The 23,054-nt window shown below is 71.5% G+C and carries 24 protein-coding genes; 12 read left to right on the top strand and 12 right to left on the bottom strand.

All coding sequences use genetic code 11. The annotated features are described in order from the left end of the window. Window positions 1-19 precede the first annotated feature (19 nt). Window positions 20-673, top strand: a complete 654-nt coding sequence (locus tag H4W80_RS55785) for a TetR/AcrR family transcriptional regulator C-terminal domain-containing protein (protein WP_192792443.1) — start codon at window positions 20-22, stop codon at window positions 671-673. 56 nt (window positions 674-729) lie between these two features. Further along, window positions 730-1,332 (top strand): TIGR03086 family metal-binding protein, encoded by a 603-nt coding sequence (locus H4W80_RS55780; RefSeq protein WP_192792442.1) that lies wholly within the window; start codon window positions 730-732, stop codon window positions 1,330-1,332. A gap of 10 nt (window positions 1,333-1,342) precedes the next feature. On the opposite strand, the gene H4W80_RS55775 is transcribed toward H4W80_RS55780, so the two are convergent. The 3 genes from H4W80_RS55775 to H4W80_RS55765 all read right to left on the bottom strand — a co-directional run bounded on the left by H4W80_RS55775 (window position 1,343) and on the right by H4W80_RS55765 (window position 3,345). Then, window positions 1,343-2,086, bottom strand: a complete 744-nt coding sequence (locus H4W80_RS55775; RefSeq protein ID WP_192792441.1) for a DUF427 domain-containing protein — start codon at window positions 2,084-2,086, stop codon at window positions 1,343-1,345. A gap of 105 nt (window positions 2,087-2,191) precedes the next feature. Next, window positions 2,192-2,779: a hypothetical protein gene (locus H4W80_RS55770; protein WP_192792440.1), complete on the bottom strand. Its 588-nt coding sequence runs from the start codon at window positions 2,777-2,779 to the stop codon at window positions 2,192-2,194. A gap of 98 nt (window positions 2,780-2,877) precedes the next feature. After that, window positions 2,878-3,345, bottom strand: a complete 468-nt coding sequence (locus H4W80_RS55765; RefSeq protein ID WP_192792439.1) for an adenylyltransferase/cytidyltransferase family protein — start codon at window positions 3,343-3,345, stop codon at window positions 2,878-2,880. Between the two features lie 174 nt (window positions 3,346-3,519). Between H4W80_RS55765 and H4W80_RS55760 the strand changes: the two genes are divergently transcribed. Next, complete coding sequence (locus tag H4W80_RS55760; RefSeq protein ID WP_318787539.1) at window positions 3,520-3,963, top strand: ATP-binding protein; 444 nt, start codon at window positions 3,520-3,522, stop codon at window positions 3,961-3,963. A 4-nt stretch (window positions 3,964-3,967) separates the two neighbouring features. Here the strand turns inward: H4W80_RS55760 and H4W80_RS64195 are convergent, their stop codons facing one another. Next, entirely contained in the window at window positions 3,968-4,939 is a 972-nt protein-coding gene (locus tag H4W80_RS64195; RefSeq protein ID WP_192792437.1) for a helix-turn-helix transcriptional regulator, read from the bottom strand. Window positions 4,940-5,175: 236 nt separating this feature from the next. Here H4W80_RS64195 and H4W80_RS55750 point away from each other — a divergent pair, with 236 nt between their 5' ends. Genes H4W80_RS55750 through H4W80_RS55740 form a run of 3 tightly spaced genes read left to right on the top strand, consistent with a single transcriptional unit; the run spans window position 5,176 to window position 8,644 of the window. Then, the gene (locus H4W80_RS55750) at window positions 5,176-7,182 is read left to right on the top strand and encodes a TRAP transporter permease (protein ID WP_225964224.1); all 2,007 of its coding nucleotides are present in this window, start codon (window positions 5,176-5,178) and stop codon (window positions 7,180-7,182) included. Continuing rightward, window positions 7,179-8,126 carry a TAXI family TRAP transporter solute-binding subunit gene (locus H4W80_RS55745; protein WP_318787538.1) on the top strand — a complete coding sequence of 316 codons (948 nt, stop codon included), beginning with the start codon at window positions 7,179-7,181 and terminating at the stop codon, window positions 8,124-8,126. Before H4W80_RS55750 ends, H4W80_RS55745 begins: the two co-directional genes overlap by 4 nt. 38 nt (window positions 8,127-8,164) lie before the next feature. Then, on the top strand, window positions 8,165-8,644 hold the full coding sequence (locus H4W80_RS55740; protein ID WP_318787537.1) for a DUF1850 domain-containing protein: 480 nt from the start codon (window positions 8,165-8,167) through the stop codon (window positions 8,642-8,644). Here the strand turns inward: H4W80_RS55740 and H4W80_RS55735 are convergent. Then, window positions 8,622-9,593, bottom strand: a complete 972-nt coding sequence (locus H4W80_RS55735; protein WP_318787536.1) for a magnesium transporter CorA family protein — start codon at window positions 9,591-9,593, stop codon at window positions 8,622-8,624. The two genes, H4W80_RS55740 and H4W80_RS55735, sit on opposite strands and share 23 nt — an antisense overlap. Continuing rightward, the gene (locus tag H4W80_RS55730; protein ID WP_192792434.1) at window positions 9,593-10,300 is read right to left on the bottom strand and encodes a DUF72 domain-containing protein; all 708 of its coding nucleotides are present in this window, start codon (window positions 10,298-10,300) and stop codon (window positions 9,593-9,595) included. Before H4W80_RS55730 ends, H4W80_RS55735 begins: the two co-directional genes overlap by 1 nt. A gap of 66 nt (window positions 10,301-10,366) precedes the next feature. Between H4W80_RS55730 and H4W80_RS55725 the strand changes: the two genes are divergently transcribed. Beyond that, complete coding sequence (locus H4W80_RS55725; protein WP_192792433.1) at window positions 10,367-11,656, top strand: YibE/F family protein; 1,290 nt, start codon at window positions 10,367-10,369, stop codon at window positions 11,654-11,656. A gap of 13 nt (window positions 11,657-11,669) precedes the next feature. Here H4W80_RS55725 and H4W80_RS55720 read toward each other — a convergent pair whose 3' ends face one another. The 4 genes from H4W80_RS55720 to H4W80_RS55705 all read right to left on the bottom strand — a co-directional run bounded on the left by H4W80_RS55720 (window position 11,670) and on the right by H4W80_RS55705 (window position 15,877). After that, the gene (locus H4W80_RS55720) at window positions 11,670-12,527 is read right to left on the bottom strand and encodes an NAD(+)/NADH kinase (protein ID WP_192792432.1); all 858 of its coding nucleotides are present in this window, start codon (window positions 12,525-12,527) and stop codon (window positions 11,670-11,672) included. A 57-nt stretch (window positions 12,528-12,584) separates the two neighbouring features. After that, entirely contained in the window at window positions 12,585-13,907 is a 1,323-nt protein-coding gene (locus tag H4W80_RS55715) for an enolase C-terminal domain-like protein (protein ID WP_192792431.1), read from the bottom strand. Between the two features lie 5 nt (window positions 13,908-13,912). Further along, window positions 13,913-14,827, bottom strand: a complete 915-nt coding sequence (gene kdgD, locus H4W80_RS55710) for a 5-dehydro-4-deoxyglucarate dehydratase (protein ID WP_192792430.1) — start codon at window positions 14,825-14,827, stop codon at window positions 13,913-13,915. A 63-nt stretch (window positions 14,828-14,890) separates the two neighbouring features. Next, a complete protein-coding gene (locus H4W80_RS55705) occupies window positions 14,891-15,877 on the bottom strand; it encodes a LysR family transcriptional regulator (protein ID WP_192792429.1) in 987 nt (328 codons plus the stop codon). Between the two features lie 135 nt (window positions 15,878-16,012). Here H4W80_RS55705 and H4W80_RS55700 point away from each other — a divergent pair, with 135 nt between their 5' ends. The 5 genes from H4W80_RS55700 to H4W80_RS55680 are packed head-to-tail and all read left to right on the top strand — an operon-like array spanning window position 16,013 to window position 20,753. Continuing rightward, complete coding sequence (locus H4W80_RS55700) at window positions 16,013-17,020, top strand: tripartite tricarboxylate transporter substrate binding protein (RefSeq protein ID WP_192792428.1); 1,008 nt, start codon at window positions 16,013-16,015, stop codon at window positions 17,018-17,020. 21 nt (window positions 17,021-17,041) lie between these two features. Further along, window positions 17,042-17,563 carry a tripartite tricarboxylate transporter TctB family protein gene (locus H4W80_RS55695; RefSeq protein ID WP_225964223.1) on the top strand — a complete coding sequence of 174 codons (522 nt, stop codon included), beginning with the start codon at window positions 17,042-17,044 and terminating at the stop codon, window positions 17,561-17,563. 9 nt (window positions 17,564-17,572) lie between these two features. Then, window positions 17,573-19,093 carry a tripartite tricarboxylate transporter permease gene (locus tag H4W80_RS55690; RefSeq protein ID WP_192792426.1) on the top strand — a complete coding sequence of 507 codons (1,521 nt, stop codon included), beginning with the start codon at window positions 17,573-17,575 and terminating at the stop codon, window positions 19,091-19,093. Beyond that, window positions 19,090-19,485, top strand: a complete 396-nt coding sequence (locus H4W80_RS55685) for a universal stress protein (protein WP_192792425.1) — start codon at window positions 19,090-19,092, stop codon at window positions 19,483-19,485. Before H4W80_RS55690 ends, H4W80_RS55685 begins: the two co-directional genes overlap by 4 nt. Then, complete coding sequence (locus tag H4W80_RS55680) at window positions 19,482-20,753, top strand: glucarate dehydratase family protein (protein WP_192792424.1); 1,272 nt, start codon at window positions 19,482-19,484, stop codon at window positions 20,751-20,753. Before H4W80_RS55685 ends, H4W80_RS55680 begins: the two co-directional genes overlap by 4 nt. A 284-nt stretch (window positions 20,754-21,037) precedes the next feature. Here the strand turns inward: H4W80_RS55680 and H4W80_RS55675 are convergent, their stop codons facing one another. Together H4W80_RS55675 and H4W80_RS55670 are read right to left on the bottom strand one after the other, a co-directional pair. Then, complete coding sequence (locus tag H4W80_RS55675) at window positions 21,038-21,754, bottom strand: FadR/GntR family transcriptional regulator (RefSeq protein WP_192792423.1); 717 nt, start codon at window positions 21,752-21,754, stop codon at window positions 21,038-21,040. Between the two features lie 10 nt (window positions 21,755-21,764). After that, window positions 21,765-23,051, bottom strand: a complete 1,287-nt coding sequence (locus H4W80_RS55670) for an L-talarate/galactarate dehydratase (protein ID WP_192792422.1) — start codon at window positions 23,049-23,051, stop codon at window positions 21,765-21,767. Between the last annotated feature and the right edge of the window lie 3 nt (window positions 23,052-23,054).

Below are 23,054 nucleotides of genomic sequence, written 5' to 3'. Positions count from 1 at the left end.
TCCGGGAAAGGAGCACCGCATGGCACGACGGGAGCCGCTGAACAGGGAGAGGGTCCTGGACGCGGCCCTGGAACTGGCCGACGAGGAGGGCCTGGAGGGCCTGACCATGCGACGGCTGGCCAAGGCGCTCGGCGTCGAGGCGATGTCCCTCTACAACCACGTCTCCAACAAGGCCGACATCCTCGACGGCGTGGCCGAGCGGGTGTTCGAGCAGGTCGAGCGGCCGGACCCGGCGCTGCCGTGGCAGGAGCAGGTGCGCGAGATCGCGCTGAGCATGTACCGGGTGTTCAGCCGCCATCCGGCGGTGCCGCTCGCGCTGGTCACCGACCAGTCCAACCCGACCTCCGCACGGGCACTGGAGCCGCTCGACGCGCTGGTGGGGGCGCTGTTCCAGGCGGGGTTCGACGACCTGGGCGCATGGCGGGCGCTGACCGCCGTGAACAGCCTGGTGTTCGGGTCGCTGGTACTGTCCACGGGCGGGTTCACCGGCGATCCCGGCGTGCACGCGGGCGAGCAGGGGGTCAGCGCGTACGTACGCGAGATGGATCCCGCACGGCTGCCGCACTTCAGCAGGCTGCTGCGGAGCACCCGGGAGGGCGTGGACCCGCCGGCGGACTTCGAGCAGGCCCTGGACATGCTGCTCCACGGTCTCGCGGCCGAGGTCCCCAACTAGTGGAACAAACTATTCCGTTCTGCTATGCTGAAAGCACCACGAAAGGGGGCTCACCAATGAGCGACACCACTGTCAGCGGCTGGGACATCCTCGACGGCTCGCACGAGGCTCTGCGCCGGGTCGTCGGCGCCGTGCCGGCCGGGGCCTGGCACCTGCCGACGCCCTGCGCCGCCTGGGACGTCACCCAGGTCCTCCAGCACGCGGTCGGCGACCAGATCGGGTTCGCGTCCGCGCTGACCGGCGAGCCCGGCCCCACGTTCAACCCGTTCGAGCCGTCGGGCGAGCCGGAGGCGGACCCGTCGGCCTTCACCGAGGACGCGCTGGCCCGCTCGGCCCGCGCGTGGGCGGGCGTCGACCGGGACGCCACGGAGGTGCCGACGCCGGTGCCGCCGCACAAGATGTCGCCGTGGTCCGGCTCGACGGCGTGCGCGCTCGACGCCGCCGTGCACGCCTGGGACATCGCGGTCGCGACCGGTCAGGCCTCGCCGCTCACGCCGGAGCTGGCCAGGCCCCTGCTGAAGGTGGCCCTGGAGATCGTCGAGCCGCTGCGCGCCTGGGGCGCGTACGCCCCGGCGCTGGACCCGGAGCCGGGCGACGACGACGTGGCGGCGCTCCTGCGCTACCTCGGCCGCGACCCGCGCTGGACGCCCTCCGCCTGACCGCGCGGGATCAGGAGAACTTCGACTTCGGGCGCTCCTGGAGCTCGCCGTCCACGTAGATGTCGAGCTTCTCGTTGTAGAAGGCGATCAGCCCGGCGACCTTCTCGCTCTCCGGCAGCGGCGTGCGGTACGACCAGGCCAGGTCCTTCTGGCCGTTGACCGTCCAGTATTCCGCCGTGCCCTTGTAGGGGCAGTGGGTGGCGGTGTCGGTGTGTTCGAGCAGGTCGAGCCGTACGTCCGTCTTCGGCAGGTAGTAGCGGGCGGGCAGGCCCGTCTCGAAGAGGATGCGCGGGCTGCGGGAGTCGGCCACGGTCACGCCGTCCACCTCGACCCGCACGTGGCGCGAGCTCGCCAAGATGTCCACCCGCGTGTACGGGTCACGCGGGTGGAAGTAGACCTCCTCGTCCTCCTCGAACCAGGCGTCCATGGCGTCCCACTCGAAGCGGACGTGGCCGCGGATCTGCTCCAGCGGCGAGTCGGGATAGACGAGCGCGGCGTCAGCCGCCTCGGCCGTGCCCGAGGTGACGGTGTGGACCAGGCCCTCTCCCCTGCTCGGGGAGTGCTTGGTCGCGCCGGTGGCCTTGAGCGCGGACTCGTCCACGTCGGCCAGCGGGAAGTAGTAGGTGGGGTAGTACGGGACCTCCCACACCAGGAGGGCGGAGGTGGAGTCGGCCACCACCCGGCCGCCGAGATAGGTCCTCACACGCTTGGCCGTGGGCTCGACGCGTACCCGGCCGCGGTTCGTGACATCCATGTGAGCGGCAACCCCGGACGCGGCACCGCTATTCCGGTCCCGCGTGCGGGCCGTCCGGGGCTGCCGCTCACGCCGATCCGCCCCGGAGCGCCGGCGGCCCGGGGCTCAGCTCAGGCCGAACGCGGCCAGCGTCGCCCACGTCGCGGCCGTGCCGACCAACGCTCCGACGACGACCTGGGGCCAGGTGTGGTGCGTGAGCCGTACCCGCGCCCAGCACACCAGCGCCACGACGGCGGCTCCGGCGATCGCGGCCGGCCAGGCGGGCAGGACGTGGGCGAACACGACGACCGTGCCCGCCGAGACGGCGGCGTGAAAGGAGATCTTCCAGCGCAGCGTCACCGGCACGGTGACGGCCAGCGCGACCAGCATCGCGGTCACGGTGGCGACGAGCAGCGTCGGCGCGCCCATCACCACCAGCAGCGCCAGCGCGACCAGCACGGCCGCCACGGCGGCGAGCAGGGGGCCGGTGCGGCGGGCGCGGTCCACGATGTGGTGGGAGTCGAGGCGGCCCGTGCGCACGCCGGCCGCGATCACCGCCGCCGGCACGCCGCCGCAGATCGCCGAGGCCACCAGGCCCCACGCCGCGCCGCTCCATCCCTGGGCCAGCAGGCCGACGACGGGAGGCATGGCGATCACCAGCACTTGGGGTGCCAGCAGGTTCGTCACACGCTTCGCCACCAGGTCGGCTGTCATGCCACGAAAGATTACGCGATCATGCCCGCCCACCGCCGGGGGTGCGGCACCGCTCGGCACGCGGGCCGCCTGCGACGCGGAGGGGCGGGGTCCGGGTGTCAGCCCTTGCCGGCCGCGTTCACGATCCGGGTCGTCGAGCGGCCCGGGATGGAGGCCATCTCCCAGCACTCGGACCCCAGGATCGCCGCCGCCGCCGCGCGGGCGCCCGCGTGCGGGTCGCCGGCCGTGTGCGCGAGCGCCCCCGGCCGCATCGGGGCCAGGAGGTCGATGTAGTCCTCCGGCCCGTGCGCCTCGGGCGGCCCCGTCACGATGAAGACGCCGGTCACGAAGCGGAGCGCGGCCAGCACCTCGGCCCGCTCCTCCGCCGGGTTGAGCGGGCGGCTCGGCCCCTTCCAGGCCCGCACCCGGGGATCGTCCTCCACGCCGACGACCAGCGGCAGGCCGCGGTCGGCCACCGCGCCCAGGTAGCGCACGTGGCCGACGTGCAGGATGTCGAAGACGCCGGTCACAACCGCCGCCCCCGCCCGGTCGTACGGTTGCACCCAGACGGCCTCCAGGCTGCTCACGCGACCTCCCACGCTCTCCCCTATGGCCTAGACGACTCGTCGATCGCAGCGTACTCGGTCGGCGTCCGCGGTCGTGCAGCCGACCTCGGGCAAGGTCATTCCTACCTTTTCGCGGTAATCTCCGGCCCCCCACCGGCGCGTCTCATGACGTCACCGGATTTGGGGGAGGTCGCCGTGGCACCGCCGGACTTTCACAGCGTCGACGGAGGCGACTCCGAGGATCTCGTGGCCCGGCTCCCGGGCGTGCCGTCGCAGGTGGCCAGGGCCCGGGGGCTCGTGACGGCCGCGCTCGGCCGCGACCATCCCCTGTACGACGACGCGGCGCTGCTCACCAGCGAGCTGGCCACGAACGCGATCCTGCACACCAGGTCCGGGGCGGGCGGTTCGTTCACGGTGACCGTGAGCAGCTCGGAGACGGCGGTGCGGGTGCTCGTGTCGGACGCCGGGTCCGACGGGCCGCCGTGCGTGTGCCGTACGAGCGCGCAGTCCACCAGCGGGCGCGGCCTGCCGCTGATCGAGGCGCTCAGCCACCGCTGGGGCTTCACCCGCGAGGAGGGCACGACGACGGTCTGGTTCGAGCTGCTGTGGTCGCACCTCTCGGCCGGGATGGCCGTCTGACCGGCTAGACGTCGAGGCGGCACAGGCCCTCGGCGAGGGCCTTGGTGGTCAGGCGGGTACGGCTGTCGCAGCCGAGCTTGGCGAAGATGTGCTCCAGGTGGGTCGTCACCGTGCGGACGCTGAGCACCAGCGCGGCGGCGATCTGCGGGTTGGAGTCGCCGGCCGCCACCCGGGTGAGCACGTCGACCTCGCGCCCCGTCAGGTCGTACGGCAGCGGGCACGGCCGCTCGGCCACGACCGCGCCCTGGAGCGCCCCCTGGAACCCGACCCCGGCCCTGAGCAGCCGCAGCTCGTGCCATCGCCCCTTGCGGTCGAGCCAGAGCCCGTGCCTGCTCAGCTCCCGCGAGTCGATGAACGCCCGGGCGAAGGCGGCCATCGCCGGATCCTCCCGCAGCACGGCCGACGCCTCGTGGCCCGGCACCTGGCGCCGCGTCCCCACCCGGTCGAAGGCGACCGCCCGGAAGTCCGGCGGCAGCCCGACCGGGTCGATGACGCACCTGGTCAGGTCGGTGACGTGGGCGAGCATCGGGCTGATCGCGACGACCAGCGCGCCGGTGAGCCGGGGGAAGGAGTCCTTGGTGGCCAGGTGGAGCAGCCCCGTGTAGCGGCCCTCGCTCAGGAACAGCGGCGCCGTCAGCCCCGCCCGCCAGCCGTAGGGGGCGAGGTGGCGCCGGAAGTAGCGCTCGGTGCCCGGCTCCGGCATGATCACCGGCGCGCGGGTGGCGATGGCCCTGCGGCACGCCTCCAGCCCCGCGTATTCCTCGGCCGCGTCGTGGTCGATGCGCCGGTGGCCGTCGGACACGACGCTGTGGTGCCGCCCCGTGGCCGGGTCGAACGCGACGAACTCGTAGGCGTCCACCGGGACCACCCGGCGCAGCGCCGCCATCGCCGCCTGCGCCCCGCCGCTGCCCGCGACCTGGTAGCCGACCTCGGCGAACGCCTGGAGCTGGCGGACGTCAAGGGTGATCTCGGCCACCGAGCCTTTATATCATTTGCCAAACCTTGAGGCCCTCTTGAAACTTTTTTTCACGACCGCCCGGACACCTCGGTGAGGGGCGCGGCACGGGCTCGTCGCAGGGGCCGGACGAGGCGGCGAGCGGAGTTGCGATCTTTCTTCCGGGGCTAGGAGATCGAATAGATAACGGACTCTTCCCTCCGCGCGTAACCGGCTCGTAAAGTCCGCTGCAACGCCGTGTCGGGGGAGGACGTGTCTTGACCGAGCTGAGCGACCGTGAGGCCGAGCTTGTCTCCGCGCACGAACAGGAACGCCCTGCGCGGCAACTCGGCGGGCCGCTGCGGCTCGGCGTGTGGATCGTGGGCGGATTGCTGTCGGTCTATTCGCTGGTGGTGGTGTTCCGGCCGGTGGAGGCGCTGGAACACCGGATGACGTTCCTGGCGGTGGCGCTGCCGCTGGTCTTCCTCTGCTACCGGTCGGGCTGGTCGGCGTTCCTGCCGCGGCTGCTCCGGCGCGGCGCCGCCGCGGGCCCGCCCCCCGGGACACCGGCGGAGGGCGAACCGGAGGGGACCCGGCGCTTCGAGCGGCCGTCCGTGGCCGACTGGCTGCTCGCCGCCGCCTCGCTGGCCGTGCTGGTCTATCCGCTGCTCGACATCGACGGGTTCCGCGATCGGGGCTCCGGCGCCGCGCTGACGGACCTCGACATCGTGGCGGGCCTGGCGCTGACGGTGCTGCTCCTGGAGGCGGTACGGCGCACCGTCGGCTGGTCCCTGACCATCATCTGCCTAATTTTCCTGATTTATGCCTATTACGGCGCATATTTGCCGATTGACTGGACTATCGGGCACCGTGGCTTCGACCTCGGCCAAATCGTGTCCCAGCTCTACACCGGCACCGAGGGCTTCTTCGGCGTCCCCATGCAAGTGGCCGCCAGTTACATCATCCTTTTCACGATTTACGGCGCCGTGCTCGACTATTCGGGCGCGAGCAAGTTCTTCATCGACCTGAGCTTCGCCGCCTTCCGCAAGTCCCGCGCCGCCCCGGGCCGTACCGTCACCACGGCCGGCTTCCTGCTCGGCACCGTGTCGGGCTCCGGCGTGGCCACCACGGTCAGCCTGGGCAGCGTCGCCTGGCCGGTGCTGCGGCGGGCCGGCTACCCGAAGGAGCCGGCGGGCGGCATCCTCGCGGCCGGCGGCATCGGCGCCATCCTGTCGCCGCCCACGCTGGGCGCGGCGGCGTTCATCATCGCCGAGTACCTGAGGGTCAGCTACCTCGAGGTGCTCCTGTACGCGACGATCCCCACGCTCCTGTACTACCTGGGCATCTTCCTGGCCATCGAGATCGACTCGCGCCGCTTCAGCACCCACGCCGTGCAGGTGGACGCGCCCAAGGCGGGCAAGCTGCTGCTGCGCTTCGGCTACCACTTCAGCTCGCTCGTCCTCATCATCGTGCTGATGGCGCTGGACCGCTCGGCGTTCCAGTCCGTGGTGATCGCCACCGCCATCGCGTTCGCGCTGTCGTTCCTCGACCCGCAGCACCGCATGGGCCCCAGGCGCGTCGGGCAGGCGCTGGCCAAGGGCACGCTGGAGGTGCTGCCGGTGACCGCGGTGTGCGCGGCGGCGGGCATCATCGTCGGCGTCATCACGCAAACCGGCCTCGGCCTCAACCTCAGCGCCATCATCGTGGACTTCGCCGCCGGCAACCTCGTGCTGACCACGCTCATGTCCGGCATCGCGGTCATGCTGCTGGGCCTGGCCGTGCCGGTGACCGCGAGCTTCATCATCGCCGCGGTGATCATCGGCCCGGCGCTCACGACGCTCGGGGTGACGCAGGCCGAGGCGTACATGTTCGTCTTCTACTACGCGGTGCTGTCGGAGGTGAGCCCGCCCACGGCGCTGTCCGCGGTCGCGGCGGCGGCCATCACCGGCGGCAACACGTACAAGACGATGATGATGACCTGGCGCTACACGTTGCCGGCGTTCCTGGTGCCGTTCGCCTTCGTGCTGACGCCCAACGGGCAGGCGCTGCTCGGGCAGGGGCCGATCGGCACCGTGCTGCTGATGACGGCCGTCTCGGCCGTCGCCGTGGCGGCCCTCGCGCTGGCGACCGGCGGCATGAGCGGATGGCCCGAGCGCGTGCTCGCGGCGATCGCCGCGGTGCTGCTGCTCTTCCTCGAACCCGTTCCCATCGTCGCCGGTCTGGCCGTCCTGGCCGTGGCCGTGGCCGTGCACCTCGTCAGAAGCAGGAGAAGGGACCCAGCGTGAAGCGGATCTTTGCGATAGTGGCCGTCGCCGTCCTGACCGCGGCCGGCTGCGGCGGAGGTGGCGCGGGCGGCTCCGGCAACCGGCTGTCGATCGCCACGGGCGGCACGACGGGCGTCTACTACGTGTACGGCGGCGGCCTGGCCAAGCTGCTGTCGGCCAACATCCCCAACACCCAGGCCACGGCGTCGGTCACCTCGGCCTCCGTCGAGAACATCAAGCTGCTCGCCTCCGGCAAGGCCGACATCGGCTTCTCCCAGTCCGACACGGCGGCCGACGCGGTCAACGGCAAGGACACCTTCACCTCGAAGCAGCCCGTCAAGGCCATCGCCCGCATCTACGACAACTACACCCACCTCGTGGTCGCGCCCGGCGTCCGGGCGGCCAGGGTGGCCGACCTGAAGGGCAAGCGCGTCTCGCTCGGCCCGGCCAACTCCGGCACCCAGGTCGTGGCCAGGCGGGTCCTTCAGGCGGCCGGGATCAACCCGGACAACGACATCACCAAGCAGCAGCTGTCGATCAACGAGTCGGTGCAGGCCGTCAAGGACGGCACGATCGACGCGTTCTTCTGGGTCGGCGGCCTGCCCACGGCCGGCATCACCGACCTGGCCACGAGCAAGCCGGACGTGAAGGTGCTCGACACGAGCGACGTGCTGACGACCATGCAGTCGACGTACGGCCAGCAGTACGTCGGCCTCGACGTGGACCTGTCCGTCTACAAGCTGTCCGGCTCGATCAAGACCGTCGGCATCGCGAACGTGCTCCTGGTGCCCGACAAGATGAGCGACCAGCTCGCCTACGACATCACCAAGACCCTGTTCGAGAAGAAGGCCGAGCTGGCGGCCGTGCATCCGGAGGCCAGGAAGCTCGACCTCATGCTGGGCCAGCAGGTGGCGCCGGTCGAGCTGCACCCCGGCGCGGCCCGCTACTACAAGGAAAAGGCCTGACGAGGCTGCTCGCGGCGCTCGCGGCGGCGCTCACAGTGGTGGCGGCGCTCTGCTGCGGCGCGAGCGCCGGGCGTCTCACCGTGAACGGCCTGCCCGTCGCCGGGGGCGCCTTCTCGATCGGGTACGTGCACTCGATCTACCGGGCGCCCTCCGCGGAGGTGTTCACCGTGGAGGGCCGCCGGTTCACCATGCGGGCGGTCGTCTCGACCAACGAGAGCGTCCTGGAGTACTACGCGCTCGACGGGACGCGGGTGCGGACCCCGGAGGGCATGTGGGTGCTGCGCCTGGCCGTGCCCGCCACGTACGAGGAGCTGTCCCTGCTCACCACGGCGATCGGCCGCCGGACCCTCATCTCGGGCGGCCGCTGCCTGCCCCTGTTTCCGGCGGACGGCGCCGCGCGGGTGCGGCTGGCCGTGGAGGAGCGGCCGGACGCGCGCAGCGGGCCCTGCCGCCCGCCCTACGACCTGGCCGCGCTGCGCTGGGCCCCGCGTGCGCTCACAGCCAGTCCTTCTTCTTGAACACCACGTAGAGCAGCACGGACATGCCGGCCACCAGCATCGTGGAGATCCAGAACCCCCACGGCTGCCCCGAGCCCGGGTAGGGCACGTTCTGGCCGTAGTAGCCGGTGATCGCGGTCGGCACGGCGATGATCGCGGCCCAGCTGGTGAGCCGCTTCATGATCTCGTTCAGCCGGAAGCCCTGCTGGGCGAGGCGGGTCTCGCGGACGTTAGCGAGCATGTCGCGGATGGTCTCCACCCATTCGGCCACGCGCAGCACGTGGTCGTTGACGTCCTGGTAGTAGGGGATCATGGCGGGCTCGGTGATGAAGTCCTGGTCGCGGTGGAGGAGGGTGCCGACCACCTCGCGCATCGGCATCGAGATCTTGCGGAGCCGGGCGGTGTTCTTGCGCAGCTCGTACATCCGGCGCTGCAGCGCCCTGCCGTCATGGGGGCCGTCCTCGTCGAACAGCGACTCCTCCAGCGCCTCCGCCTGCGTGTCGAGGTCCTGCACCAGGTCGAACTGGCTGTCGACGACGTAGTCGAGCAGCCCGTGCAGCAGGAACGCCACGCCGTGGCCGGCCAGCCGGGTGTTGGCGTCCCAGCGCTTGACCACGTCGCGGATGTCGAAGTGGTCGTTCTCGCGGACGGTGACCAGGGCGTTCCTGGTGGCGAAGATGTTCACCTCGACGGGGTCGAGCTGCCCTTCGTCGAAGTGCACCCCATAAACAGTGATGAACAAGTGATTGTCGTATATATCAACCTTCGGCCGCTGATGGTCGGACAGCACGTCCTCGACCGCCAGCTCGTGCAGCCCCAGCTCCTCACCGATCACGCCCAGGTCGGCGGGCGAGGGGCAGCACAGGTCGAACCAGACCGTGTTGCCGGGATCCGCCACATAGTCGGAGACCTCCTCGATCGGGAAACCTTCCTTTTCGAGGACGCCGTTCCTGTACAGACGTGTGTGCACTAGCCGAGTCTGGCAAATCGTCGCGCGTTGCGCACAGCCGCTCCCCCGGGATCGTTGTTGAAGTAGACGTACGCGTCGTCCCAGCCCGCCTCGCGCAGGCGTCCGGCCCACGTCTTCAGCGCGGTGTCGCCGTACGACCAGCGTGACGGCCCCTCGTGCAGGCGCACGTAACCCCAGCCGGCGGTGCGCCAGAGCGGGCTCTGCGGCTTGCCCAGCCGGTCGGCCCAGCACAGCGCGGCCCCGTGCGCGCTCAGGAGCTCGCGGACGTCCTCCGTCCACCACGACTCGTGCCGCGGCTCCACAGCCACCCGGACGCCCGCCGGGAAGCAGCGCAGGCACCGGTCGAGCCGGTCCGCGTCGGCCTTCAGCGTGGGCGGCAGCTGCAGCAGGACCGGGCCGAGCTTGTCCTTCAGCGCCGCGGCGCGGCTCATCAGGCGCTCCACGGGCTCCTCGGGGTCGGCCAGCCGCTTGATGTGGGTCAGGAACCTGCTGGCTTTGACCGCCATCACGAACCCGTCCGGCGTGCGGTCCCGCCAGGCCGCGAACGTCTCGGCGCTCGGCAGCCGGTAGAACGCGTTGTTGCTCTCGACGGTCGGGAACTCGGCCGCGTACTCCTCCAGCCAGAGCCGCTGCGGGACGTCCTGCGGATAGAGCACGCCGCGCCAGTCCTTGTACTGCCACCCCGAAGTGCCCACGAGCCATGACATGCTTTTACGCCTACCCAGCGCGCCGGAGTGCAGTACTGTCGTCAGCCGAGGAGGACACTGACTTCGATGGGCGCCAATCACGCGCATCCCCCCAGCTCCCGGCGTACGGTGATGGCCGGTCTGGCCGTGCTCGTGCCGCTGGCGATCATCACCCTCGCCGGCCTGCTCTGGCTCTGGCCGGGCGGGACGGTGAGCACCGGCACCGCCCAGTCCAGCGTGCAGCGGGTCACCGGGACGATCACCGGGGTCACGCTCAAGAAGTGCCCCGCCGCCCCGGACGGCGCGCCCCAGCCCGACCCGGCCACCTGCGGCAACGCCGACGTCCGCGTCGAGGGCGGGCAGAGCGTCACGCTCCGGCTGCCCAGCGGGCCCGGGGCCCAGCACTTCGCCGCGGGCGACGACGTGATCCTGCTGCGCGACGCGGACGGTCACCACCAGATCTCCGACCACGACCGGTCGACGCCGCTGTGGCTGTTCGGGGCGGCCTTCGCGCTGGCGGTCATCGCCTTCGGCCGCTGGCGCGGGGTGACGGCGCTGGTGGGGCTGGCGGTCACGTTCGTGCTGCTGCTGACGTTCGTCATCCCCGGCATCCTGGAGGGCGAGCCGCCCCTGCTGGTGGCCATCGTGGGGGCCTCGGCGATCATGCTGCTGGTCCTCTACCTCACGCACGGCTTCTCGCTGGCCACCTCGATGGCCGTGCTGGGGACGCTGGCCAGCCTGGCGCTGACGGGCCTGCTGTCGTACGGGGCGCTGGGGTTCGCCCGGCTCAACGGCATCACCGACGACAGCGCGCTGGCGCTGGACATGAGCCTGAAGATCGACACGCAGGGCCTGCTGCTGGCCAGCATCATCATCGGCGCGCTGGGGGTGCTCGACGACGTCACGGTCACCCAGGCCGTCACGGTGGCCGAGCTGGCGCACGCCAACCCCTCCTACGGCTTCGCCCGCCTCTACCGGGCGGCCGGGCGCATCGGCCGGGCGCACATCGCGTCGGTGATCAACACGATCATCCTGGCGTACGCGGGGGCGTCGCTGCCGTTGCTGCTGCTGTTCAGCATCGGGCGGCAGCCGCTGGGCGAGGTGCTGACGACGCCGGTCATCGCCCAGGAGATCGTCCGCAGCATCGTCGGCACGCTGGGGCTCATCGCCGCCGTGCCCATCACCACGGCGCTGGCGGCACTGACGGCCTCCCGTCACCACCCGGAGGAGGACGCCCGGGAGCCTGCCGCCCGGCGGGAGGCACAGGAGAGCTTCTTCACGCCGCACGCCCACCAGCACGACCCCGTCCCACGTCCGTACGAGCGGCCCGCCGAGGGTGAGCGCCCGGCCCGGCACCGCCGCCGGTCGCGCACCTGAGCGCGGCCGGTCGTCAGAGGGCCTCGGCGCTGCCGTCCACCCGCAGCTTGCGCCGGGCCCGCTCGTAGAACGTGGTGCCCAGCCGCACGACCTTCGCCGCCCCCGGCCACGCGGCCACGGTGACGGTGTCGCCGGGGCACAGGTGGGTCACCACGGCCCCGTCCACCTCCACGGCCAGCCGCCCGCTGGTGGGCAGCACCTCCAGCGTGACCTCCTCGTCGGCGGGCAGCACGAGCGCCCGGTTGAACGCCGAGTGGGCGGCGGCGGGCACCACCAGCACCGCCTCCACCCGGGGCGACACGATGGGCCCGCCGGCCGAGAAGCTGTAGGCGGTCGAGCCCGTGGAGGTCGCCACGATCACCGCGTCGGCCGCGAAGCGCACGAAGTCGCTGCCCGCCGGGGTGACCGAGATCGCGGCCAGCCCCTCCCCGGGGATGCGGACCAGCGCGATGTCGTTGAACGCGGTCACGTCCTTGCCGCCGAGCCGGCTCTTGATCGCCATGCGCGGCTCGATCGTGTAGCGGTGCTCGTCGATGGCCGACAGCGTGCCGGCCAGCTCGTCCACGTCGATCTCGGCCAGGAAGCCGAGTTTGCCGAGGTTGACCCCCAGGATGGGCGTGGGCCGGCCGGCCAGCAGCCGCATGGTCCGCAGCATCGTGCCGTCGCCGCCCAGCCCGACCAGCAGGTCGGCCCGCTCGACGAGGGCGTCGGCGTCCACGGGCACGGCGGTGCAGTCGATCCGCCCCACCTCCTCGGGCAGCCCGAGCACGGTGGCGCCCTTGTCCGCGGCCCAGCGCAGGATGGTGTCTATCGCCTTCTTGGAGTCGCGCTGGGGATGCAGCACCAGCCCGACCGTACCGACCATGCCCATGAGGCCAACACTAGGCCAGCCGCCATGGGCCGGTCGGCACGGACCCTGCAGAAGCCGTCAGCGGACGAGGCAGGGGCGCTTCGGGTCGAAGACCCAGTCCTTCACCAGATACTGCATGGCCACGGAGTCGTCGCGGGCGCCGAGGCCGTGGCGCAGGTAGAGCTCGTGGGCCTCGGCCAGGGCCGCGCGGTCGAGCTCGACGCCGAGCCCGGGGGTCGTCGGCACCTCGATCGCGCCCTCCACGATCCGGAACGGGCTGGTCGTGAGGGCCTGGCCGTCCTGCCAGATCCAGTGCGTGTCCAGCGCCGTGATCTCCCCCGGGGCCGCCGCCCCGACATGGGTGAACATCGCCAGCGAGATGTCGAAGTGGTTGTTGGAGTGCGAGCCCCAGGTCAGCCCGAAGTCGTGGCAGAGCTGGGCGACGCGGACGGATCCGGCCATGGTCCAGAAGTGCGGGTCGGCCAGCGGGATGTCCACCGCGCCGGCGCGTACGGCGTGGGCCATCTCCCGCCAGTCGGTGGCGATCATGTTCGTCGCGGTGGGCAGCCCGGTGGCCCGCCTGAACTCGGCCATCGTCTCCCGGCTGGAGAAACGGCCCTCGGCCCCGCACGGGTCCTCGGCGTAGGCCAGCACGCCGCCCAGCCCGCGGCACAGCCGTACGGCGTCGTCGAGCAGCCAGCCGCCGTTGGGGTCGAGGGTGACGCGCGCCTCGGGGAAGCGGCGGGCCAGCGCCGTGACCGCCTCGATCTCCTCCTCGCCCGTCAGCACCCCGCCCTTGAGCTTGAAGTCGGCGAAGCCGTAACGCTCCTGGGCGGCCTCGGCCAGCGCGACCACCGCGTCCGGCGTGAGCGCCTCCTGGCGGCGCAGCCGGGACCAGCGGTCCTCGCCCGCGTCGTCCACCCGGTAGGGCAGGTCGGTCCTGCCCGGGTCGCCGACGTAGAAGAGGTAGCCCAGCATCGGCACCCGGTCCCGCCTGCGGCCCTCGCCGAGCAGGTCGGCCACCGGCAGGCCCAGGTACTGGCCGTGCAGGTCGAGCAGGGTGGACTCCAGGCCGGTGACCGCGTGCACGGTGGTGCGCAGGTCGAAGGTCTGGGCGCCGCGCCCGCCCGCGTCGCGGTCGGCGAAGCGCTCGGACACCGACCGCAGCAGGCTGCGGTAGCGGGCCACGGGCTCGCCGGTCAGCAGCGCGCCCGCCTCCTCGACGGTCCGGCGGATGGCCTCGCCGCCGGGCACCTCGCCGAGTCCGGTGCGCCCGTCGGAGTCGGTGGTGATGACGACGTTGCGGGTGAAGAACGGGCCGTGGGCGCCGCTGAGGTTGAGCAGCATGCTGTCGTACCCGGCCACCGGGACGACCTCGACGCGCTGGATGGTGGGAGACATGGCGCCTAGCTGATCTTGTTGATGAGGGCGGTCAGCTCGGCCTGCTCGCCGTCGGTGAGGTTCTGCAGCGGCGGCCGGACGGGGCCCGCCGGGCGTCCGACGGCGGCCAGGCCGGCCTTGATGATCGAGACGGCGTACCCCTTCTGCCGGTCGCGGATGTCCAGGTAGGGGATCAGGAACTCCTTGATCCGCCGGTAGACGGCGTCCCGGTTCTGGGCGCGCACGTCGGCGTAGAAGTCGAGCGCGTACTGCGGGACGAAGTTGAAGATCGCCGAGGAGTAGGTGCTCATGCCGAGCTGCAGCAGCGGCAGCGCGAACGTCTCGGCCGTGGGCAGGCCGCCGATGTAGGCCAGGCGGTCGCCGACGGTGGCGTAGATGCGGGTGAGGTGCTCGATGCTGCCGACGCCGTCCTTGAACCCGACGAGGTTGGGGTTGCGGCCGGCCAGGGCCTCGACGGAGCGGTCGTTCAGGATCGCGTTGGCCCGGCTGTAGACGATCACGCCGAGGCTGGTCGCGCGGCACACCGCGGAGACGTGCTCCACCAGGCCCGCCTGCCCGGCCTCCGTGAGGTAGGGGGGCATGAGCAGCAGCCCGTCGGCCCCGGCGGCCTCGGCGGCCTGGGCCTGCGCGACGGCGTTCGCGGTGCCGCCGGTGGCGGGGGCCACGACCGGCAGCCTGCCGTTCACCTCGCCGACCGCCGCCCGCACCACCCGGTCGATCTCGGCGGAGGTCAGCGAGAAGCCCTCGCCGGTGCCGCCCGCGGCGAACAGCCCGGCCACGGGGAACGCGCTCAGCCAGGACAGGTGGTCACGGTAACCCGCCTCGTCGAACTCCAGCTCCTGCGTGAAATGGGTGACAGGGAACGACAGCAGGCCGCTCTTGAGCTGGGCGGCGAGCTCCTGGGGCGAGAAATTCGGCATGACCGTCCTCTGTTGACACGCGGTCCGCGGGATCCCCCGCACCGCCGGTAAAGGTTGATGCCGTCAGGCTAGGAAGGAGGGTGGATTCCTGTCCAAGCCCGATTCTGTATCCGGCGATACCGAACGAGCATCGTGACGTCCGGGGTCGGGCAGCAGCTCCAGGACGCGCCACAGGGCGGGGTTGGTGGAGCCGCGGTCCCAGATGACGTGCAGCTCCACCGGCTTGCCCGCGACGCCGTCACTTTCGTCGAGCGGGTCGCCGCCGCCGCGTACCAGGTCGCAGAAGACGATGCCGTCGATGCCGAGCGAGCGGGCGCTGGCCGGCGCCAGCGCCACGCCCCGGCCGGCGGCCACGAGCAGGGCGGCGGTGAGGATCTGGTGGACCTGCTGCTCGATCCTCGGGTGGGCGTTGGTGAGGAAGCGGATCGTCAGCTCGTGGAAGTAACGCGACTGCACGGGGTTGTAGCTGATGACCGGCAGGCCGTCGAAGTCGTCGGGCGCGAGCGGCCGGCCGAGGGCGGCCAGCGGATGGCCGACGGGGACCACGGCGCACAGCGGCTCGCGGAAGACCACGCGGGAGTCGAGCGTGGCGATGTCGAAGGGCGGGCGGGCCAGGCCGAGGTCGAGCTCGCCGCGCAGGATGCCGTCCACCTGCCCGGCGGTCACCCGCTCGTGGAGGATGACGTCGATCTCCGGCAGCTGCTCCGTGAGGCGGCGCAGGATCGTGCCGAGCATGCTGATGGCCGAGACGGCGGTGAAGCCGAGCCGTACGGTGCCCGTGGCGCCCTTGGCGATGCGGCGGGCCCGGTCGCCCGCGGTGTCGACGAGCGAGAGCATGCGCCGCGCGTCCTCCAGGAAGCCGCGCCCGGCGTCGGTGAGCACGACGCGGCGGTTGTCGCGTTCCAGGAGGGTCACGCCGATCGAGCGCTCCAGCTTCTGGATGTGGCGGCTGAGCGGCGGCTGCGTCATGCGCAGTCGCTCGGCGGCCCGGCCGAAGTGGAGCTCCTCGGCGACCGCCACGAATGCCCGGATCTGATCCAGTGTTAGCATGATGCTCGCAGAGTATCACCTGATACCGAATTGAGCCTGGACAGGCATCGAGGCAGGTCCCTAGTCTCCGGAGACTACAGAGCGGAAACAACCCCGTAACCTCCATAGACGCCGCTCGCACATAAGGAGAAGTCCATGCCGACATCCCGGACGACCCGCCGCCGCCTTCTCACGGGTGTCATCGGCGGCGCCGCCGCGCTCGCGCTGACGGCGTGCGGCGGTGTCAAGACCACGTCCTCCGGCGGCGGTGACGGTAAATATCCGACGGGCAACATCGAGTTCAGCGTCGGCGCGTCCGCGGGCGGCTCGACCGACCTCATCACACGGGCGCTGGCCCAGGGCATGGGCAAGGAGCTCGGCGTCTCCGCCCCGGTGCTCAACAAGCCCGGCGCGAACGGCGCGCTCAACGCCAAGGAGCTCCAGTCCGCGAAGGCCGACGGCTACAAGATCGCCGTCCAGAACGCGTCTCTGTTCACCATCACGCCGCTCACGGTCTCCCCCGCCGAGGCCACGAAGATCGACTCGTTCGACGTCATCACCGGCGTCTCGCGTGACGACTACGTCATGGCGACCAACTCCCAGTCCGGCTACAAGTCCATCGAGGACATGAAGAAGGCCGGCAAGACCATCCGCTACGGCACGACCGGCGTCGGCACGGGCGCCCAGCTCGCCTCCGCGCTGACCTTCAAGACCGCCGGCATCGAGGCCACGGCCGTGCCCTTCGACGGCGGCGCCCCCGCGCTGACCGCCCTGCTGGGCAACCAGGTGGACGTCTCCACCATGCAGATCGGCGAGGCCATCGAGAACATCAAGGCCGGCAAGCTCGTCCCGCTCGCGGTCTTCTCCGACCAGCGCATCCCCTATCTGCCGGACGTGAAGACGGCCAAGGAGCAGGGCTTCGACGTCCTGGTGACGCAGTACCGCTTCCTGACCGCGCCCAAGGGCACGCCCGAGGACGTCAAGGCCCGCCTGCTGGAGGCGGCGAAGAAGACGTTCGCCACGCCGGAGTACAAGAAGTTCAACGAGGACAACTCGCTCACCCCGATGGAGGTCTCGCCGCAGGAGGTGCTCTCTTCCCTGCAGAAGGACACCGCCACGTACAAGGAGCAGCTGAGCAAGTACGGCATCAGCCTGGCCGGATAGTCCCTAGGAGCGAGCATGTCCATGTCTGACCCTCTTGAGGCGGGCCCCCTCGAGTCCGGCCCTCTCGAGTCCGGCGCTGAGGTCGCCGACGACACCCGGCCACCGCACGCCGGCCCCCTCTCGCAGATCTCGGCGGCCCTGGTGGCGCTGGCGGTCGGCGTCGCCGGGGCGATCGGCTCCCTCGCGCTCGGGCTCGGCCGCATGACCCAGCCGGGCCCCGGCCTGTGGCCGTTCGCCATCAGCGTCGTCATCGTCGTGCTGTCGGCGGTGCTCGTCGTCACCGGCCGCAAGCTCGAGGACACCGAGCGGTTCTCGAAGGCGAGCCTGCTCACCGCGGCCGGCCTGGTGACGCTCATCATGCTGGCCTGGCTGCTGCCGCTGATCGGCTTCGAGATCCCGTCCCTGCTGCTGGTGTTCGTCTGGCTGCGCTGGCTGGGCAAAGAGTCGTGGCGCACCTCCATCGTGGTCAGCGTGCTGACGGTGGCGGCGTTCTACCTGCTCTTCGTCGTGCTGCTCCAGGTCCCGCTCCCGCGCCTCATCTGAGAAGACCCCATGGACATCTCCCCCATCCTCAACGGCTTCGGCGTCGTCATGGAGCCGGCCAACCTGCTCTACTGCCTCATCGGCGTGATCATCGGCATGCTCATCGGCGTGCTGCCCGGCCTCGGGCCCGGCGCGACGATCGCCATCCTGCTGCCGATCACGTACGGCATCGGACCGGTCTCCGCGATCATCATGCTGGCCGGCATCTTCTACGGCGCCCAGTACGGCGGGACCATCACCTCGGTCCTGCTCCGCCTGCCCGGCGAGGCGTCCTCCGTCGTGACCGTCTTCGACGGGTTCGCCCTGGCCAGACAGGGCAAGGCGGGCACCGCGCTGGGCATCGCCGCCATCGGCTCCTTCATCGGCGGCACCGTCTCGATCGTCGGCCTGACGATCCTGGCCCCGGTCGTCGCCGGCTTCGCGCTCGACTTCGGGCCCCCCGAGTACGCGGCGCTGGGCGTGCTCGGCGTGCTGCTGATCTCCTCGGTCGGCAACGGCAACAAGCTCAAGGCGATCATCGCGGCCTGCGTCGGCCTGCTCATCGCGACCGTCGGCCGCGACACCTTCACCGGCGCCGAGCGGTTCACCTTCGACAGCCTGAACCTCGCCGAGGGCATCGACTTCATCCCGATCGCCATGGGCCTGTTCGGCCTCAGCGAGATCCTCTACAACCTCGAGGAGCGGCACAACCAGGTGCACGCGCCGGCCAAGGTCGGCAACGTGTGGCCGTCGCGCCAGGACCTCAACCAGTCCAAGGGCGCGATCGGGCGCGGCTCGCTCATCGGGTTCGTACTGGGCGTCCTGCCCGGCGGCGGCGCGGTGCTGTCCTCGCTGGCGGCCTACGCCTTCGAGAAGCGCCGCGCCAAGCAGCCCGAACGTTTCGGCAAGGGCGCCGTCGAGGGCGTGGCCGCCCCCGAGACCGCCAACAACGCCGCCGCGACGTCGTCGTTCATCCCGCTGCTGACGCTCGGCATCCCGGCGAACGCGACGATGGCGCTGATGTTCGGGGCGCTGCTCATCCAGGGCATCCAGCCGGGGCCGCAGCTCGTCACCGAGCACCCCGACGTCTTCTGGGGCGTCATCAACTCGATGTACATCGGCAACATCCTGCTGCTCATCATGAGCATCCCGATGGTCGGCGTCTTCGTGAAGATCCTGCGCGTGCGCCCGGCCATCCTGGCCCCGATCACGGTGCTCATCACGCTGCTCGGCGCGTACACCGTGAACAACAATGTGTACGACATCTTCCTGGTCATCGCCTTCGGCCTGCTGGGCTACCTGATGAAGAAGTTCGGCTTCGAGCCCGGGCCGCTGGTGCTCGCGTTCGTCCTCGGCTCGATGATCGAGAACTCGTCGCGCCAGGCGCTGCTCATCTTCGGCGGCGACCCGACCGGCTTCCTCACCCGCCCGATCTCCGGCACGGTGCTCGCCCTGGTGGTGCTGGTCGCCGTCCTGCCGCTCATCCGCAAAGCCGTACGCCGCAAGACCGCCGGCGCGGACCGCGTTCCAGTTGAGGAGAAGACGCCATGACGATCCTCGTCGGTTACCTGCCCACCCCCGAGGGCGAGGCCGCGGTCGACGCGGGCCTGCGCGAGGGCGCGCTGCGCTCCGAGCGCGTGATCATCGTGAACTCCCCGCGCCGCGGCGCCCCCGTCGACGAGCACAAGATCGATGACGGCGCCTCGGCCGCGCTGCTCGCCCGGGCGCGGGCCGCCGGCGTGGACGCGGAGGTACGCCAGCCGCTCCACGACGACGACCTGCCGGAGACGTTCGAGGCGCTCGTCAGGGAGACGGGCGGCACCCTCATCGTCATCGGGCTGCGGCACCGGTCGCTGGTGGGCAAGTTCATCCTGGGCAGCGAGGCGCAGCGCATCCTCATGGAGGCCAGTGTGCCGGTGCTGACCGTGAAGGCGCCCCGATGACTGTTGACGGCGGGCGGATCAGCCGCGTCTCGGTCACGCCGGTCGCCTTCCGCGACCCGCCCCTCCTCAACGTCGTCGGCGTCCACCAGCCGTTCGTGCTGCGCGCGATCGTCCAGGCGCACACCGACTCGGGGCTGGTGGGGCTGGGCGAGACGTACGCCGACCAGGCCCATCTCGACCGGCTCGACGCCGTGGCCGCCGCGCTGCCCGGCCTGGACGTGTTCGACGCCCACGGGCTGCGCCGCGTCGTCGTGGAGACGCTCGGCCGCTCGACCGGCGGCGCGGGCGCGAGCTTCGGCGGCATGCTGGAGGTCTCCAGCGCCGTGGACACCGTGGCCGCGCCCTTCGAGGTGGCGCTGCTCGACCTGCAGGGCAGGACGCTCGGCCGTCCGGTGAGCGACCTGCTCGGCGGCGCCGTGCGCGACCGGGTGCCGTTTTCGGCGTACCTGTTCTACAAGTGGGCGGGCCACCCGGGCCAGGACGAGGACTCGTGGGGCGAGGGCGTCACGCCCGAGCAGATGGTCGCCCAGGCCCGGCGGATGGTCGACGAGTACGGCTTCACCGCCATCAAGCTCAAGGGCGGCGTCTTCGAGCCCGGCCACGAGGTCGAGACCGTCGAGGCGCTGGCCGCCGCCTTCCCCTCGTACGCCCTGCGCATCGACCCCAACGGCGCCTGGACCGTGGACACCTCGATCAAGGTGGCGCACCGGCTGGCCGGGGTCCTGGAGTACCTCGAGGACCCGACGCCCGGCATCGACGGCATGGCGCAGGTCGCCCGGCACACCGACCTGCCCCTGGCCACGAACATGTGCGTCATCGCCTTCGAGCACCTCAAGCCCGCCGTCGCCGCGGACGCCGTGCAGGTCGTCCTCTCGGACCACCACCTGTGGGGCGGCCTGCGCCGCTCGGCCCTGCTGGGGGGCATCTGCGAGACGTTCGGGATGGGGTTGTCGATGCACTCCAACTCCCACCTCGGCGTGAGCCTGGCCGCGATGACCCACCTGGCCGCCGCGACTCCCAACCTCACCTACGCCTGCGACACCCACTACCCGTGGAAGACCGAGGAGGTCATCAGGCCGGGGGCGCTGGAGTTCCGCGACGGCAGCGTGGCCGTGCCGACCGGGCCGGGGCTCGGCGTGGAGCTGGACGAGGACGCCCTGGGGGCTCTGCACGAGCAGTACGAGCGGTGCGGGCAGCGCGGGCGCGAGGACACGACGTACATGCGCACGGTCGAGCCCGGCTTCACCCCCAACACCGCCCGCTGGTAACCCGGCACCTCGCGGGGCCCGGCGACGAGCGCGCGGGGCGGGGCGCGCAGCCACATCCCACCCCGCCCTGGCACGACGAAGCCCGAAGACGGGACCCGCAAGGCGGGACAGACGCAGCCGCGCACCCCACCCACGGCCAACCACGCACTACGAAGCCCACCCGCCCCCACGGCCAACCACGCACCATGCAGCCCCCACTGCCGGTAACCGCGTGCTGCGGAGCCCGGAGACGAGCCCGCGACTCCGCAGACGCAAGCCGTCCCGGCGCGCCCCCCGACCGCCCGCTACGGGGCCTGGAGGCGGGCGCGTGAGTTGGACAGGTGCAGCCGCATCGCGGCCCGCGCCGCCGCGGCGTCCCGGTCGGCGATGGCGCGATAGATGTTCTCGTGCTCCAGCGTCACCCGGGTGAGGTGGGTGGCGTTGGACACCGTGTACGCGTGCTCCAGCCGGGTGCGCGGCAGCATGATCACCATGGGCCCGAAGGACGCCAGCAGGTCGGAGTAGAACCGGTTGCCCGAGGCCAGCGCGATCTTGAGATGGAACTGGAAGTCGGCCTCGACGGCGCTGCTGGGCTGCTCGCCGGAGCGCCCGAGGTCGACCAGGGCCCGCTCGATGGCCTTCAGCTGCAGGTCGGTGCGGCGCTCGGCGGCCAGCCCCGCCGACTCCGACTCCACGCCGATCCGGAAGTCGATCATGTCGAGGACGTCGCGATGGCTGCGGATCTGCGACGGCTCCACCGAGAAGGCCGTGGAGGCGGGCAGCGCCAGCACGAACGAGCCCCGCCCCTGGAACGTCTCGACCAGCCCGGCCGCCTGGAGCCGCGAGATGGCCTCGCGGACCACCGTACGGCTCACGCCGAACTCCTCGACGAGCGAGGACTCGGTCGGCAGCTTCTGGCCGGGCTCGATCTCGCCGGCGAGGATGCGCTCCTTGAGGCGTTCGACGAGCTCATGCGCGAGCCCGCGCCCGCTGTCGCGGTCGAGCCTCTGATCTGGCGGCACGGCTGACAACCTACCCGGCGTCCGCACGGAACTCGACCCGCCCGGACCGCCCACCCGCAACCTCACCGAACTCGCCCCGGTCGGACCTCCGCCCCGCAACCTCACCGAACTCGCCCGGATCGGGCTCCCGCCCCGCAACCGCGCCGAACTCGCCCGGATCGGACTCCCGCCCCGCAACCGCGCCGAACTCGACCTGATCGAGCCGCCAGGCCCCGGCCGCCGCGGCGAGGCTGAGGCCGAGGCCCGGGCGGTCCGGAACGCGCATGCGCCCTCCCTCGATCTCCAGCCGCTCCTCGAACAGCGGCGACAGCCACTCGATGTGCTCCACCCAGGACTCGCGCGGGTAAGCCGCTGCCAGGTGGACGTGGATCTCCATCACGAAGTGCAGCGCGACCTGCAGCTGCGCGTGATCGGCCAGGGCGGCGACCTTGAGGTAGGGCGTGATGCCGCCCACCCGCGGCACGTCGGGCTGCAGGAAGCCGACGGCGCGAAGGTCGATGAGCCGCACGAGGTCGGGCACGCTGGAGAGCATCTCGCCGGTGGCGATGGGCGTGCCGAGCGCGGCGGCGAGCTGCGCGTGCCCCTCGGCGTCGTAGGCGTCCAGCGGCTCCTCGATCCAGACGAGCCCGAGCTCCTCCACCGCCCGCCCGAACCGCAGCGCCGTGGCCCGGTCCCACTGCTGGTTGGCGTCCACCATGAGCGGCACGTCGTCCCCGAGATGCTCGCGCACCGCGGTCAGCCGCCGCAGGTCCTCCCGGGTGTCGGGCTGCCCCACCTTGATCTTGATCCCGCCGATGCCTTCGCTCAGCGACTGCCGGGCCCGCTCCTTGACCTCCTCGACCGGAGCCTGCAGATAGCCGCCCGACGTGTTGTACGTCCGCACCGAGTCACGATAGGACCCCAGCAGCTTGGCCAGCGGCAGCCCCGCCCGCTTCGCCTTCAGGTCCCACAGCGCGACGTCGACCGCCGCCAGCGCCTGCGTGGCCACCCCCGAACGCCCGACCGACGCCCCCGCCCACAACAACCCGTCGTACAACCTGCCGATGTCCGACGGATCCCGCCCGAGCAGGATCTCGCCGACCTCCTTGGCGTGGGCGAACTGCGCGCGGCAGCCCGCCCGCGTCGTGTACGAGAACCCGAGCCCCTCGAGCCCGTCGTCCGTCGTGATCTCGCAGGTCAGCACGTCGATCTGGGAGAGGGGCCGCTGGCGCCCCGTCGCGACCTTGGCGTCGCTCACCGGATGCGCCAGCGGCACGGCGTAGTGGCCGAACCGCACCGACGCGACACGGTCGCCCACCGG

This window comes from Nonomuraea angiospora, assembly GCF_014873145.1.
GTDB classification, from domain to species: domain Bacteria; phylum Actinomycetota; class Actinomycetes; order Streptosporangiales; family Streptosporangiaceae; genus Nonomuraea; species Nonomuraea angiospora.
This window is presented reverse-complemented; position numbering and strand designations above follow the sequence as displayed.